Annotated in this window: 11 protein-coding genes and 1 pseudogene; 4 read left to right on the top strand and 8 right to left on the bottom strand. The window is 48.8% G+C overall.

Features of this window, described 5'->3' with window-relative positions:
- Positions 1 to 66: 66 nt before the first annotated feature.
- The 5 genes from JaAD80_RS01405 to JaAD80_RS30075 form a co-directional block, all read right to left on the bottom strand.
- Complete coding sequence (locus JaAD80_RS01405) at positions 67 to 486, bottom strand: STY0301 family protein (protein WP_308410548.1); 420 nt, start codon at positions 484 to 486, stop codon at positions 67 to 69.
- Between the two features lie 53 nt (positions 487 to 539).
- Entirely contained in the window at positions 540 to 926 is a 387-nt protein-coding gene (locus tag JaAD80_RS01400) for a BPSL0067 family protein (RefSeq protein WP_102292544.1), read from the bottom strand.
- A gap of 1,128 nt (positions 927 to 2,054) precedes the next feature.
- A complete protein-coding gene (locus JaAD80_RS30080) occupies positions 2,055 to 3,098 on the bottom strand; it encodes a hypothetical protein (RefSeq protein WP_146012222.1) in 1,044 nt (347 codons plus the stop codon).
- The gene (locus JaAD80_RS01395) at positions 3,095 to 4,996 is read right to left on the bottom strand and encodes a DUF3696 domain-containing protein (RefSeq protein ID WP_102292543.1); all 1,902 of its coding nucleotides are present in this window, start codon (positions 4,994 to 4,996) and stop codon (positions 3,095 to 3,097) included. The genes JaAD80_RS30080 and JaAD80_RS01395 overlap by 4 nt, the downstream gene beginning before the upstream one ends.
- A 20-nt stretch (positions 4,997 to 5,016) precedes the next feature.
- The gene (locus JaAD80_RS30075; RefSeq protein WP_146012221.1) at positions 5,017 to 5,544 is read right to left on the bottom strand and encodes a hypothetical protein; all 528 of its coding nucleotides are present in this window, start codon (positions 5,542 to 5,544) and stop codon (positions 5,017 to 5,019) included.
- Positions 5,545 to 6,129: 585 nt separating this feature from the next.
- On the opposite strand from JaAD80_RS30075, the gene JaAD80_RS31955 reads away from it, so the two are divergent.
- On the top strand, positions 6,130 to 6,534 hold the full coding sequence (locus JaAD80_RS31955; protein WP_146012220.1) for a hypothetical protein: 405 nt from the start codon (positions 6,130 to 6,132) through the stop codon (positions 6,532 to 6,534).
- Positions 6,535 to 6,560: 26 nt separating this feature from the next.
- Here JaAD80_RS31955 and JaAD80_RS01385 read toward each other — a convergent pair whose 3' ends face one another.
- Complete coding sequence (locus JaAD80_RS01385; RefSeq protein WP_102292541.1) at positions 6,561 to 7,475, bottom strand: GIY-YIG nuclease family protein; 915 nt, start codon at positions 7,473 to 7,475, stop codon at positions 6,561 to 6,563.
- A 109-nt stretch (positions 7,476 to 7,584) separates the two neighbouring features.
- Positions 7,585 to 7,998 (bottom strand): DUF1249 domain-containing protein, encoded by a 414-nt coding sequence (locus tag JaAD80_RS01380; RefSeq protein ID WP_102292540.1) that lies wholly within the window; start codon positions 7,996 to 7,998, stop codon positions 7,585 to 7,587.
- A 168-nt stretch (positions 7,999 to 8,166) separates the two neighbouring features.
- Here JaAD80_RS01380 and JaAD80_RS01375 point away from each other — a divergent pair, with 168 nt between their 5' ends.
- The gene (locus JaAD80_RS01375; RefSeq protein WP_102292539.1) at positions 8,167 to 9,039 is read left to right on the top strand and encodes an HNH endonuclease; all 873 of its coding nucleotides are present in this window, start codon (positions 8,167 to 8,169) and stop codon (positions 9,037 to 9,039) included.
- Between the two features lie 272 nt (positions 9,040 to 9,311).
- On the opposite strand, the pseudogene JaAD80_RS01370 reads toward JaAD80_RS01375, so the two are convergent.
- Positions 9,312 to 9,965, bottom strand: a pseudogene (locus tag JaAD80_RS01370) (transposase); the annotation flags it as partial.
- Positions 9,966 to 10,167: 202 nt separating this feature from the next.
- On the opposite strand from JaAD80_RS01370, the gene JaAD80_RS01365 reads away from it, so the two are divergent.
- Together JaAD80_RS01365 and JaAD80_RS01360 are read left to right on the top strand one after the other, a co-directional pair.
- On the top strand, positions 10,168 to 10,923 hold the full coding sequence (locus JaAD80_RS01365; RefSeq protein ID WP_102292538.1) for an HNH endonuclease: 756 nt from the start codon (positions 10,168 to 10,170) through the stop codon (positions 10,921 to 10,923).
- Positions 10,924 to 11,278: 355 nt separating this feature from the next.
- Complete coding sequence (locus tag JaAD80_RS01360) at positions 11,279 to 11,665, top strand: hypothetical protein (RefSeq protein ID WP_102292537.1); 387 nt, start codon at positions 11,279 to 11,281, stop codon at positions 11,663 to 11,665.
- The last annotated feature ends 1,078 nt before the right edge of the window (positions 11,666 to 12,743 follow it).

Here is a 12,743-nt window from a genome sequence, read left to right as displayed (position 1 = left end):
TTCGGCCCCGGCTAGACGGCATTTTTTATGCGTCACCGGCATGCCTGCAAGACATTGCACATGCGTTTAGCGGCAAGCGATATGGATATCGTTCTGCCCGGCTTTGCTGCCCTGTTTATAACTGAACTCGCACTGGCTGACACTGTCATCCATTCTCCTCGCCAGCGTCACCTCGCCATGCGCACCATAGCTGCATTGCAGCCACTTGCCATCGGGATAGCTGCCTTCCAGCCGGTAACTGAGCGTCGTTTGGCCCTTCCTCTTGCGTTCGCCGCTGGGCGCCAGCTGGCCCCTGCGCTCCGGTGCGCCATCGATAGGCGCCGCGGCGCTCAGGTAGAGGGGGCTGTCGATATACGGCGTCCAGCCAGTTGGCACGGCGTTCAGGCTGATCGATGTTGCCGGCACGCTTACGGGGCAAGCATGGGTGTCGGGCATGGCCGCCAGCGCGAGCACCGGGCATATGCAGCAGGCGGCCCCCGTTATCATCAGCCTGAGAAGCATTGCGCTGCACGTCTGCAATTGATATGGCATAGCCGCTCCTATTCGATAACGAAAAATGCGTCGGCGTTGTTGCTGGGATCGATAAACAGGCCATTCTTGTGCTGGCCTTTGGCGCGCAAAGTACGCGAACTGATGGTGTCCGGGCGCTTGCCCTTCCACTGGTCCATGACAAGGATGCCGCTTGGCGTCTGCCCCATGTACAACGCCGCATGATTGCCATGTTGCTTATTCGCATACTTACCACTGATAAATGTGGCGATAGCGGTGCCTTTGCGCAGCAAGCTATTACCCATCACTGCCGCTCCCTGCTTCCAGGACAATGTGGCTGGGGCGCTTGCGTAGTGACGGACCATAGCCACGCATTGATGGTTGCCGACCATGGTGGTTTTTTCCAAGTCGGTGACTTTGGGGTAGGTGTAGGGCATGGGGCTCTCCTTGCTTTGTGGGAGAGGCTTACGATACATGGGGGAAACTAGAAGGAATTGAGGAGGGACAAGGGGTTCAAAGAAATAATAGGAAATGCACGCTGGGAGAGGGGGATTCACATCCTAGCTCAGAACCCGCATATATCCTAGATTATGGCAATTTGAAATTTCCATGTAACCCAAACCATCCCCCTTCTGACATATGCATCAGCCGCTTGGGAACCTTCTGGCCTACCCCTGAAAACCAAGCGTTCATGCAGGTCTGTAGGATATAGGCGTCGCCCTGTAGGTGGAAATGCGGCAGCTTGTTGAGGGTGTGGGCGCCGTTCGTAGGTTATGAGCCCTTAAACCTTCAGGCCTAACCCTGGAAACCGAGCTTTCATGCAGGTCCGCAGGATACAGGCGTCGCGCTGTGGGTGGAAATGAGGCAGCTAGTCGAGGGGTTGGACGAGGTGCGTACGTTATGAGCCTTCAAATCTTCCAAGCTACTGAGTGAAACTTGGCAAGCATGCCGGGTTACACCTTATTGCTAGTTTGGTATAGGCAGAAATAAGGTAGGTCAGCACTGCTCGGACGACGCGCATCTAATTGCTACGTTATGGGCCATCAGACGTTTTAACGTACAGGCGGAACCCAAGCACCAATATGAGTCTTCGAAGCATCATTAGATGCAGACTGCAATATGATATGTCGTCGCGAAAGGCAGCATAGCGACAGCACTATATGTCATCGGTTTTGGCCGACTATTTAAGTCGTGCCGCATATTCCGGCTGCCTACTGGCTGTTTGACGATACAAATCATCGTACGACTGTCATACACGTGTGACTCTATTGCTATCACGAGGTAAGGGACCGCGCTACAGCGGATAGTGTGCTACTGGAGGCGATGACGACTAGGGGGATTCCGGTTCAGTGGCACGCGGGCATTTATTCAGGAGTGGCGATCGGTGGTGCGTCAGCTTGGGGCGATGACGCGAAGACCAACGGTCACGCTGTCATTAACAGGCAGACTATATGGCTTATACAGCCGTGTACAGGCGGCTGTACACGGTGCCTCTATTTTCATAGACGGGGTATCTGCCTCACATTTGTAGGACTACATTTGATATAGGGGAAAGTGAGAAAATATTAAAAAATACAAAAATCATTGTGAACGACTAAGTTCGAAATTTCTATATCTGAGCCATTTTTCCAATAATGGATATGAAATTCGTAATCGACGTCGTGCCTCCAGGCCTTCCACTCACCTCTTGTGCGTTGAGGATCATCACCACCTCGGCCGCTTCGTAACGCATGCGAGTTAGCTAAATTTCGTCCAACGGCAAGATCTGAACAGGCTCTCAGCAATTTGTTTATTTTCGGATGGTCATGCATAAATCCATGTTTGTGCGCACTTGGGAAAAATTCTTTGCCAAAGGTAAATCGTGACCGTAGAAGGGCAATTTCCTCAAGTGGATTTTCTCCTTCTCTTGCTACCGTGATACATAACGCGTCGATGGCTGCATTTTCATGCCCAGAAGCCCACCAACTAGATAGGTCAGATCTTTTAAGTAGAGTGTCTATGCTATGAAAATTACTAATCTCGATACGAGCTGGCATATTAACATCAATGCAGGTGCCGTCAGTACGCTCAATCAATTCTAATAGATATTCAACCTTCACATCCGGGCTATCTTTTTTAAAGACCTTAGATGCCAGATACGTATTAGCATTAAAAATTTTTCCGTCACCGAGTAGAGGTAGCGCCAATGATATCTGTCTACATAGGTGGTCTGTGATATTTTTGCTCCGTCCAGATATAACGTCGACAATCATTTCGCACTCTGCAACAGCAACATCATTTATTGCGCCCATTTCCTCGAAGCAAAGTGTCTTTTCAAGTAATGACATGGCCAGAACATTTATATCCTGCAACTGGAAATCAACATCAATACTTAAAACGTCAAAGGCCGGCAAAAGTGCATGGCGGAAAGGATAGCATTTTTCCTCATGTAAAACTGCCGAAAGGTCTCTATCGTGCCATACCTTCACTGATTTACAATTGGCTCTCAATTTTGAGACATCTGAAATACCCTGGAGATAATCTAAAAATATATCCTCAAATTCTTCTGCAGGAAAATTTATTGGATTTGGACATGCGAGCAGGGGAGAATCTATAATCAAATTGCTCACAATATTCTTCCTTCTTTTATTGATTTTCGGCGTGTTGTAGCTTTTTCAAGCTGGGCTTCTATTATTGCAGCCGAATTGCGCTCTGTCTCATCAAAAAATCCATCAGGCCAATTTTTTATTACTCCAGTGTCTGAAATCGTTACCTCGGAGTAGATTGATTGATTTTTTGGCTTTTCCACAAAGTATATCTTTATTTGCTTTGATATTTCCACATCTTTGGCCATAGCAGAAAGGTATCTCAAGCGAGAAATCAAATATTCACTATGCGTCTCAACAATGCACTGTTTTCCTGCAAAAATAAGAGACATAAAAAAATCTGCTAGCCGCGTTTGTACTTTTGGATGTAGATGTAATTCAGGTTGTTCGAAGATTAGTGTCGAACCTCTTTCGGCTAGCAACGAAAGAACCACAATCGGAAGGGCTTGACTGACTCCCACGCCTACGTGGGTCAGATCGTGATGATGATCGCTGGACTGTGTCGCGATCGTCATTTCATGGCCCAATTTTCCCTTATCTTCTGTTGCAACCTCACTGGCGATTCCGAGATATTCTAGCCAATCACTGACAGCTACATATAGCTTAGCGCTGCCTGTCTGAATTCTATCCAGAGTCGAAAATGGGAAATGCGAGCTAGGTATAAAACTCACATTAGAATTTCTATTATTTTCCAATACTGCCGCGGTAAACTCGCCTTTATATCCTACGTCGTTAGGATCGTTATAGCCGGATATTGGGTAAATAGATTTTGGTTCATCGCGCAGAGGTCCAAGATATTTCACTTTATCAAGAAAAAAATTGCTTACATAATCTGCCGCATAACTTATGGGTTCGGAAAGCGGAAACATAGATATCTCATTACGAGGCTCTCTATCGTCACGCAAGTGTTTTTTAATTTCGGCTTCTCTTGCATTTAATAATATCGAGAGCTTCTTTCTTTCATCCGAAGTAAGCGATGCATGAACATTAGCAATATTTCTGTGGTTGAATTTCAAACCAAGTTCTAAAATGGCACTCTTGATCCTATTTACTGCAATTGCAGAAGAGTTACTTAACGCGACGAGGCAAACATCAGTAAATATTTTATTTAGCTTCTGGTTAGATAGCGGATTATTATTAATTTTTTGAATGTGACTAATGTAGTCGTATCTTGAATTTCCGTAAACTAAAGCATCATATATGGACTCTACCTCAACCTCAATCGCATCGTAAGAGACTGCTACGCTGGTAGGAAGAAAGTGTCGAAACATAACGCCTGCCTGTTTGATTTGGTCATTAAATCCAAATACGTTCAAATAGGCATGTTCGATTTTTGATTTTATGCGATAGGTTAAAATTGACTCATCTGGAATTCGAGCATTGCTAAGGTTTACACCGAGCTTTAACAAAGAGGAAGCTGCAGATTCGCCAGTCCGCTCAAATGAAAATTCTTGATTTGCACCGTCAGACTTATAACTAATCGTACCACTCTCCAATTGCGGTTGCAATTGGAGGCTCTTATCGATTAAATCGGAATTTCCAGCTGAAAACTTATAAGAGCAGTAAACATACTCCATCTTATCTTGATATTCGGACGAATAATATCGACCTTTATTAGAAATATTTTGAGGTTGAAGTGAAAAAGGTGAGCGTTTCAACTCAAAAGAAATTGCTATCTCGTTTTGTGGGGCATCATTAGATTTTATATCCGAGAACGCTCCCAGGCGAACAATTTTTCCGTTCAATACAACGCTTCTAGACGCCACGTTGTTTTGAATTGTCTGCGCAGTTATTAATATACTTTGAATTAAAGTGCTTTTCCCTGAACTATTTTGCCCGACAAATAATGTCAACGGCCCGAACTCCAGTGGATTTTCTTCTTGTATAGATTTAAGATTCTTAACAGCCCACGACTTTATCATTCTTATTTCTTTCTATTTATTTATGCAAAGTAACCTATCCAGTTTGAATTCCTATCAAAACACAAATGACCACCATGCCCGTTAGGAATAAAATAGCCAACCCAAGTGTTGTCAGGTAGGTAATGCAGATAACTATTATCGGGACCGGGAACGCCAAAACCTATGTAATTATTTATTAAATCAAAAATCGCAATTCCTGCATTTGAAGTTCTTATGCAAAATCCAGTTGATATATTTTTAATAGAAAATAAGAACAACACTTCCGCTGATGGCGAAATATGAGGATTTACGGAAGGATTAGTTTTTGGATTTATTGATAAATTAATTAAAGGATTAATTTGTTGATTAAAGGCCGGGTTAACAAAAGAATTGAGAGATGGGTTGATTGCCGCGTTGAAGCTTGGGTTCAAATTTGCATTGAACGAAGGATTAATTTGAGCGTTAAATCTTGGGTTTAGACTTGCATTGAAATTCGGATTAATTGCCGAATTAAGCGTTGGGTTGACTTGCGGGTTAAGGACGGGATTTTTGTTTCTGGGGATCAGCATTCGTGCTCCGGGCTCGTCGTCGTGTGGGTAGCTGTCTAGCTGCACAGTGGGATGTAGCGCAAATGTCTATATTGACATACGGGTTAACCCCGCCAGTGTAGCAGACGATTCTGCTTACGTCGCGTCAGGCAGAATAATTGGTACGGAATGTTGATAGGTGTCAGATTGCGACCAATTTCTGGTGGGGGCCGTCCTGAGTCGGCGGTCATCGTCAGAATGCTTGTTTGCTAGCAGGATTGTCCCGTCGTGTGCGCTGCCGCCGACTCAAGCACCGCGGAAAGCTGGCGACACTACGTTAGAAGCGTTTAAACCTTCTGACCGACTAGTGATTGGTCCCACAGCCGAGGCGTTCAAAGCTTCTAACGTAGCTCTCGCAGCCCCGTATTCATGCGGGTTTTAAGCGGATACCCCAGCGGGTGTGATGGGAAATGAGGTGGCTGCACACCGAAAATTGCTGTCACAGCGGATGTTGGCATCAGTTGATCGCGACAAGATGAACAGGTTTTGACCTGCAAGCTGGTCGTTGCCTAGCCGGTGAAAACTGTTGATGGTAAAGGCTCCTTAAAACACACGAGAGCCTACATCATGAATGCGAAGATTACTTCAACCGAGCTGCCGAAGACAACGAACGACCACAAACCGGCAATGCCGTCGAACACGACCACTGTCTCGCAAACATCCGTGGCCGGTGCATCGCCCAGCGTGACTGGACCGATTAAAACCGCCGCTACGCCGATTTCATCGACGCCGACGGCGGATAGGATGGGAAGCGAAGGAAAACCCGATACAGGCGTGTCAACTACGCCCAAGACCGAGAAGAAGCCGAAGGCGCCGACGAAGATGGAAATCGCATCCGCAATCTACGTGCGCATGTCGAAGCAAAAAGATATGACCCGCAAGCAGATCGTTGAACAGTTTGTAGCCGAAGCGAAGTTGAGCGCAGCGGGTGCCAGTACCTACTACCAACTGATCAAGGCGAAGCTGGGTTGATAAAACGATTCTCGACGAGACACAGGCTAGATAAGGTCAAGGCCGCTTTCGAAATATTGCTTGAAGGTCGTGCCGTCATCTAGTTTCCAGTTGTCTCGTCCGTTGATCGAGTATCCAGTGACGATTCCCGCCGCTTGCGATGGAGTCTTGAACATATGGTCGCGTCTAAAGATCAACTTCTCGTTTAAGCTTTCCAGCACTCCAGATGCAATCATCATCTGTCTTAGTGCGACAGCCCCGCCGGTTAGACTCGAAGCTGGCTTCAGGGCCGCATCTGAGCCTTCCAAGACGACCATGCCCTCTTCCGTCCAAACAGCTTTGGCGTGTAGGCCGCTAACCCTAAGATGAAAAACGGAAGACGGCTCAAGAACCTTGGCTGCTGGCGTAGGGGTATGCTTATCCAGAGCAGTGTTTTGTGAGTCTATAACGTTTCTGCGGACGACAAGGGGATCTAGCAGGCGATGCCCCAAGACCCCAAGAAGCGTCTTTGCAAAAGCCAAAAACTCCTCCATCGCATCCCGATCAGCTCTTGGTAAAGCTGGAAGCGCTGGTGTCTGATTATTCTCCAGCTGATAGCGGTTTGCTTCACCTGCCATCACGACCAGGCGCGCTTCCAAATAGCGTACATGAGCTTTCGTAAGGTTTTCGTCTTTGCTGCTGAAACTCACCAGCTCCGACCAAAACTCCTTCCCTGACAGGTGGCTGTGCAAGCGATCAGCGAGCACTTCAGCTTCGCCGATATATGCGATTTCGGCACCAGTCTCGTCATTCACACCGAACAAAATATAAACCCCGGGACGTTGGACCTCGGGCCACTCGCGTAATTCGCTAAAAAGCGAGCGAGGACATGCAAGAGCCTGCCCGGTCCAGTTTGCTATTTCGGCGTGACGAATGCCAGCTACCGTGTCGTTTGGAAGATAGATCCTTATGCTTTTTCCCATTTCTCTGCCCTAGCTTGAAGTGCTAGAACAATAGCAGAACACGAGGCTGCGGTTCCATGAAAAACGCATCCGTAGGTCATCGATAAATATCACACTAGAGCAACGATCGCTACGCAGCGTTTTCCCTTCGTTCAGATTTCGGCTGGCTTCGCCCTTCAGCAATCATCTTCGTCAGCCACTGTTCCAAGAAATTGTTCAGTTCCGCTTTTGCAAGCGGGCTGAAGGCCATCAATTCTGGGCAAAACACTTTGCGAGAGCCGAAGCAATCACTGTACGTCAGCGCGCCAACGGTCTCCGCCAGCGGAAATACTTCGATGGTCATATCAGGGTCAGGTATCGCTGCACCATGCAGTCGCTGGAGGTAGTGGCTCATACGAAGCACCAAGCGATGCTTATGGCGCTCGATCATGTCTACATGCACATCGGTATGTCCAAGCGCAGTGAGTTTAGCTGGTCCGTTCATCTCATGCAGGCTGGGGAGAAGTTGCAGCAGCTTGATGTAGTTTTTTTGGTAGAGGTCCATGTTGGTTCCGTGTTATTTTCTATACGGGAACCATCCATGAAAACATGAAGGCAGACAACTCAGTCCGGGTATACATTGTCGGCCAGCTAACCATGTGAGAGCGAGATGTTTTATCGAAAATGACTATGAACGCCCTCAAATTTAAACCAGCATCAGGAGTAGTAGGCTTTGAAAAAGAAGAAAGAGCAAAAGAAAAAACTAGCAACCGTTTTTCTCAATACTGATGCGGTCTCAAATAGGGACTACAGCCACCACGACGCCTGGATCAAAAATGAAGTCATCATCACTAGCGGGGAATCCTTTTATCAGGAAGAACTGGATAGCATCGCTCGTGGTGCAACTATTTTTGTTTACGCTAACCTCATAGGGGTTGTGGCTGCAGGTACAGTACTTGATGAGCATTCCGTTGCCGTCACTGATCCCAACCTTCTCGTATCGGATGAATCGCTTGAGTACCAAAGAAAGGTTTCTTGGTTTGCTGACATTGCTAGAAATCCGGTTCATTACAAGATAGTCAAAGATCTTTGCGGTACACCTTCACGAGCAGTACGATCTATAGTCACGAATAAAGATGCTTTGCGGGACTTGGTAGCAGCCCATGCAAGTGACGCCGATATCGCAGCAATCGAAGCAAAGTACGCCCACAATCCTACGGAAGCGCGAGCATGGGCGTTAACGCGTCTGTGCCAGGGTAAATATCGCGACGACTTGCTTGCACTATGGGATGACCGGTGTGCAGTTACTGGGTGTTCCTTGCTTCCCGTACTGCGTGCCTCTCATGCGATACCTTGGTGTTCATCTTCCAATGCCCAGCGCCAAGATCCGAACAATGGCCTTCCCCTAGTTGCCACGCTTGATGCACTGTTTGACCGCGGCTTGATCGGCTTTGCTGATGATGGGATGATGCTCTGCTCCATGGCATTTACAACGGCTGACCGCCAATTGCTTGGTGCTCCGGCAAACTTGCGCAAAACGCTCAATGATGCCCAGAAGACGTACCTTCGTGCACATCGAGAACGGTTTCCGCTACTAATCCCTTAATCCACGAGGATCCTCACCTGTGACGTCACATGCAGGAAAGATACAATTTGGGGTGGATTCAATCGGTGGGATAGGAATTTGTGATGTAAGGCGCTTCGGGCACCTTAGCCAACGGTCAGATTTTTTCAACCGGCCATCGCAGCACACATCAGCAGATTTTTTGACTAGATGTGGGGTCGAAAATGTGATGGCAAGTAACTTGTTGATTAAGGTGGAGTTTTGGTGTGATCGCAGACTCATGCGCTTCAGAGCCGCATGAACAGTGGCTCTTGACCCGAGCCACGCGTCATCATTGAACGCGCATCCGGATCGGTCAGCAATATCTGCGTTTCGCCAGTCGCTTCCAGCCTCGCTTCGATTTCCTTGAGGGCAGCCATCTGCGATTTCATCGCCGCAATCTTGTCGTTCAGTCGGGCGCTGCGCGCTTGCTTCGCCGCCGGTTCCTGCCTGTCGGCCGTATCCAAGTCTCCCAAATAGCGGTTAATGTTGGCCTCGATTTCTTCCATCCTGCGCTTGAGCTTGGCCTGCGTGAAATTGCGGTCACTGCTGTTGACCGCCTTGAACTTGCTGCCGTCAATCGCAACGACCGCATCAGCAAACAGATCCAGTTGCTGGCATAGCACGACGAACTGCCGGCAGACGTTACGGATTGCCTTGCCGTTGTCCTTGCTGAAGTTTGCGATCGTCTCGAAGTCCGGTGTCAGTCATCGCATCAGCCACATAAGTTCGACGTTACGCTGCGCTTCGCGCTCGAGCCGCCGGCTTGATTGGATAGGATTGAGGTAGCCGTAAATGTAGAGCTTGAGTAGCACGGCTGGGTGATATGCCGGCCGTCCTGTTTTTGCTGGCTGAACACCCTCAAAGCCCAGTAGTTCTGGCAGAAGCGTACCTTGCCCTCTGGCGTCGCCTTCGATAAAGCGTTTCATCTTGCACCTGTATTGATGAGATACTGGCTTAACGTTTACCCAGCGGCATCCGTTTACACGAAAACAGCGTTTTTACACGGCCTGGGCCAAGAGCGGACTTTCGGACTGCCTTAGGAGGCGGCCACGAAAATACCCTCGGGGGACCCCGAGCCGGGACGGTTTAGAAAGAATTTTCCCCGTCGAAATTATTAAAGGACAGCTAATGAAGATCAAGGACGTAGCAAGCAGTGCGGTGGAAGAAGCAATGCAGATTTTCGATGCGCAGTGGCGGGGTTCGGACGAATACAGCGGCTGGGAGCGGAATAAGAACTATGCGTACGCGATTGATCACAAAGGCCAGCTGTACCCGCCCAAAAAAATTATTTCCATCGCTACCGATACGCCGGCCAACACCTTTTACGGTGGCAGACCTTCGAATACATACTTAAGATCGCGTGGATTTACCATCGTTGAGCTAGACAGGGACGACTCCCAGCAGGCTAACGAGGATGGCCCGTTTAGCGGGCTACTCAAGGAGATTGGGACTGAGGGCGAAAGTGAATTCTATCCCGGCAATCAAGAGGATGCACGCGATAGAACACTGCGTTCCGTGGTGCAACGGCGCGGCCAACCTCAATTTCGGGCTGATCTGATTAAGGCTTTCGATGGAAAATGTGCCATCTCAGGATGCGACGTCGTAGCTGTTCTGGAAGCTGCACATATTACGCCTTACTTGGGCCCTGCGACCAACACGATCACGAACGGCCTTCTGTTACGTGCAGATATTCATACCCTATGGGACTTGGGACTCGTTGCCGTCGATCCAGAGGAGTTTACCGTGTGGGTCAGTCCCATCCTTACTGCGCCGATGTATCGGGCTCTGGAAGGAAATCCGCTCTTCATGCCACCGCAAAAGCACCGCCGTCCTTCAGTGGAAGCACTTCAGGTCCAATGGGATAACGTGCGGCGTCTTCAGTAGAAAAGGGCTGGAGGAAAGCGGATTACCCGAACAATTCTATACAGGCGCGAGCGGTATATCTTGGCGAAGCAACCGTGGGCCACAGGTACCCGGAAGGACCGCTTTGGGTCGTACCGGCCTGTGGCGGCCATCATTGAATTTTTCAACCTGGCACCCTGCTATGCTGGAGCGAACGGCAGGATTCAGTCAAAAGCGAACCGGGGGTAGATGGCTATCGCGTGATCACGAAGACGTCTACAGCACAAATTGGCAAGCGATGTGTCCGCTAAAAATCGCAGAATTTTATGAAGCATCCGCCTGCCCATCATTCAAGCGACCCCACTAAAGCGGGCTGTTAACTCAATGGGAGAAAAATGTGAAATTCTGGAAATTCGAGATACCGACTGAGCAGCAACTGGACGCGCTCGTCGCGATGGGCGAACTGCCTCCGCCCGTCGCGGTTGCTGGCCTATCCAATACTTACGACGACATTGCGCGCAAGCTCAGACCTGGGGATGGTGTTGTGCTTGGAAAACTAAAAGGCGAAGAGGGCAAGATCGTAGCGTTTGGAAAGGTTCGGAAGGTGGGAAGTACGCCAAACTGCATCGAAATTCAGTGGGCTAAGGCATCACAAGATGTCTTTCCGACCGGAAGTGGATTGACGCACTGGCAAACCAAAACGGCATTCGAGATATCATCGCAGCCGGCGGAGCGATATGGTCTACGGCGATTCATCGACTTCCACATCAAAGATGGGACGTAACAAATGGTTCGACCGGACACGCTCCGGGATTGCGATTCGGGCAACTTCTACACTATTCCTTGTTACGTACGTCCGCTTCGGGGCGAAAGCGGCCAGTCGCGTGTGACTTTTTGACGCAAGGAGACGCGAGCCCTCGTGCTTCAGCAACAAAAATATGGTTTGCTGGTACTACTCTTCGGACAAAGTGACACCACCGCAGACAAACAAACACTTAGATTTTTCTGACTAGACATCCTACGCCCGTATCAGCAGCTTTTTTGACTCGATGTGGGGTCGAAAATGTGATGGCGCGTAACTTGTTGATTAAGGTGGAGTTTTGGTGTGATCGCAGACTCATGCGCTTCAGAGCCGCATGAACAGTGGCTCTTGACGAGGTGGAGGGGCTTGGGAACCTTCTTGCCTAGCCCTGGAAACCGAGTGTTCATGCAGGTCTGCAGGCGTCGCGCTGCAGGTGAAAATGCGGCAGCTTGTCGAGGGTCTGGGCGACGTATGCGTACGTTATGAGCCTTCAAAGCTTTTTGCGTAGGCACGGAAACCCTGCGTCTACGCCGAATTGCCGCCACTGGACAACTGGGTGTAGGCGGGAATGTAATGGTCTGTCCCATCGGTCCCGAATGCGAAGCACGACATGCGTCATCAGCCATCAGATCTTCCAGCATACAAGCGTACCCTAGCACTCAAGGAACTGCCAAGCATAGCCCCAACTGCGACACGAATAGATAGGGCATCGAGTGCAATGACAGCTATTACCGACCTGATATAACCTTGTCAGTCTATCCCCATTGACTCTTCAGACAAAACTCATGGTGCAGGCACATGGGGGCAGACGCTGAGTTAGCAGTTGGCAAAAAATAGATCGCGGTTCATCGGGATGGCCATGAAAGCGAAGCAGGATTCCTTCACAAATTTGCTGGTTTTGTTGGTCCGCTAGCAGACTATTACCTGTCAAACGGCAGGAAGTCGGTGAACAGGTAGAGGAAATGAACGCCACCGTGGTGACAATCCTCTGAAAACGCCATTAAGAATGGGTACACAAGCTAAATAATTTTTTTGTGCGTGCGATGAAAACATATGCGGA

Origin of the sequence: Janthinobacterium sp. AD80 (assembly GCF_002878455.1) — a bacterium.
Lineage (GTDB): Bacteria > Pseudomonadota > Gammaproteobacteria > Burkholderiales > Burkholderiaceae_D > Janthinobacterium.
Note: the sequence above shows the minus strand (reverse complement) of the source record. Positions and strands in the feature narration are given on the sequence as shown.

Bases quoted from the DNA above. Each gene is read 5' to 3' on its own strand.
- JaAD80_RS01405 (WP_308410548.1), bottom strand. From the start codon at position 486: ATGATAACGGGGGCCGCCTGCTGCATATGCCCGGTGCTCGCGCTGGCG.
- JaAD80_RS01400 (WP_102292544.1), bottom strand. From the start codon at position 926: ATGCCCTACACCTACCCCAAAGTCACCGACTTGGAAAAAACCACCATG.
- JaAD80_RS01395 (WP_102292543.1), bottom strand. From the start codon at position 4,996: ATGATAAAGTCGTGGGCTGTTAAGAATCTTAAATCTATACAAGAAGAA.
- JaAD80_RS30075 (WP_146012221.1), bottom strand. From the start codon at position 5,544: ATGCTGATCCCCAGAAACAAAAATCCCGTCCTTAACCCGCAAGTCAAC.
- JaAD80_RS31955 (WP_146012220.1), top strand. From the start codon at position 6,130: ATGAATGCGAAGATTACTTCAACCGAGCTGCCGAAGACAACGAACGAC.
- JaAD80_RS01385 (WP_102292541.1), bottom strand. From the start codon at position 7,475: ATGGGAAAAAGCATAAGGATCTATCTTCCAAACGACACGGTAGCTGGC.
- JaAD80_RS01380 (WP_102292540.1), bottom strand. From the start codon at position 7,998: ATGGACCTCTACCAAAAAAACTACATCAAGCTGCTGCAACTTCTCCCC.
- JaAD80_RS01365 (WP_102292538.1), top strand. From the start codon at position 10,168: ATGAAGATCAAGGACGTAGCAAGCAGTGCGGTGGAAGAAGCAATGCAG.